The organism is uncultured Campylobacter sp. (genome assembly GCF_938045595.1).
In the GTDB taxonomy this organism is placed as follows: domain Bacteria; phylum Campylobacterota; class Campylobacteria; order Campylobacterales; family Campylobacteraceae; genus Campylobacter_B.
In genome coordinates this window covers 1-2006 of record NZ_CALIBB010000268.1, presented here as the reverse complement: position 1 = coordinate 2006, position 2006 = coordinate 1, and the positions used below count along the sequence as shown (strand labels likewise).

Here is a 2006-nt window from a genome sequence, read left to right as displayed (position 1 = left end):
ACACTTATCGGCATACCAAGTGCCTAGTATAGGAAAAGACGGATTGGTATTTGATATGCCGAAAAAGGTATTCGCCCACCATTGTTTATTAATGGGACCGTATCCTTGTCTATTTACCATTCGCTTATCGCTTTTGCTATAAAGACCCCCGTAGCTTAGGGTATGCTCGGTGCTTTTTATATTAAAATCCTTGGTAAGATCTAGATTGAATTGCTTCGTATCGGTGATTAGATCCCTATCTTTCCAGTTATTATCCACAAATCCGTGTTGAGTAGGCAGTAAAAGATAATCGCCGTTGCTGTCTTTCGGGTTTATTACCGCATAATTTCCTTTGCCGTTAGGCGTAGGCGTAGGGGTAAGATCGTAGTGTTGATAACTCCATGTATTCATATCGAATAGATCGATACCTTTGGAGCAGTCGTAGTTATCGCAATTGACTAAAACATCCGAGACGCTGCCTCTCATAGTGTTTTCTTGCCCGTCGTAAATATCGGTATCCAGCTCCTCTCCGCGGCTATCCGTTACTATCGGCATAAAGCCCCATTTTAGCCCTTGCTTCAGCTCTCCTCCGTATTTATCTACCATTTTTCCGTTTTCGTTTATATGTAGACCGGACGGATTTGAAATCCCCGCGCAATTATCGCCCTCGCAATACTCATCCGTTCTCGCTTTTAACTTAATATGTTGCTTGTTATAGCTAAATTTTAAGCTATCCCATAAAGGCGTTTCATCAAAATTTTCATAAGAAAATGAGTAGTTTTTTCTTTCGCTTCTATCGTTGGTATGTCGTATGTCATTAGTTAGAGCACCCCAAGGAGTTTGCGTATTATAAAGAGCAAATTGATTCGACCAGTCTATTCCCTCTGATTTTATATTAGACTTATCGTATCCTAGGCTAAATCTATCGGTATCGGTAGGCTGAAAGCCAAATTTTACCAATGTGCTTTTTTTGTAAATTCTATAGGGATCAGGTTTTTCTCTAACTTTTCTTATAACAGTAGGATCATATTTTTTATATCCCCAGTTTTTTAGTTCATGTCCTTCTCTATCAGTATGAATAGCCAAAAGATCAAACCACTTAAACCGAACTGCAGCTGCGTGGCTTTGCCAGTTTTGTCTATCCGCACTTTGATACCCGCGCTTAAATCCGTAATACCAATCCTTCTCCGTTAGATAATCTCTCGCATCCTTTGTCTCAAACGCCACAGAACCACCTAGCGCGCCCGAGCCTCTTTTTACCGAATCTGCACCTTTAGTGATATCTACCTGTCTTACGTTTTCAACCTCAACGCCGTTTCTAGTGTTATTAAAGTTTCCATATCCTTCAAATAGATCTTTAAAACCTTGCGAGCTTAACGTTTCTGCTTGGCGAAGTCCATCTATGCTTATATCTACACGATTTTCATCTACTCCGCGGATCGAATAACCACTAGCACCGAATCTTCCGCTTTCGACAACTGAAACGCCGGTTTCGTGACGAACCATATCTCTACTATCGCTAACTTGCTCTTTGGCAAGTTGCTTGGCGCTCTTTTTGGTTTCGCCGACTTTTTTGGTAAGCGGGTCGCTTTCCACATTTCCGGTAACATTGATCTGCCCCAAATTTTGGGAGCCACCTTCGCTATCATCCTGTGCAGCTAAAGTGGCCGCGCATAAACAAAGCGCTCCCGCCGCTGCAATGGAAAACCTAAATAAGCTCATTTTGATCCTTTTATAATACTATTTCTCATAGGCGTTATTAAAAATAGCAATATATTAGTGAAAAATTCTTTAAATTTAAATTAAAAAGAATTTATTTATCATTTATAATTATAGAACTTAATTAAATTTAAAGAATTCCCAGGTTTACGCCTTTATCTCTTAAATTTACATTTTTTAAAATTACAAATTTTTACTTTAAATTTAAAAGTATTTTCATAAAATGCAGACGATGAGACAGTGAGTAAATTTTAAAATTTTAACTTCAGAAATTTTAAAATTTTATCATAAGTGAGCGGAATTTTATC

The 2006-nt window shown here is 38.4% G+C and carries 1 protein-coding gene; it reads right to left on the bottom strand.

Features of this window, described 5'->3' with window-relative positions; translation table 11 throughout:
* The coding region (locus Q0340_RS10565; RefSeq protein WP_298083272.1) for a TonB-dependent receptor plug domain-containing protein at positions 1-1701 on the bottom strand (1701 nt) is incomplete at its 3' end.
* Positions 1702-2006: the final 305 nt, after the last annotated feature.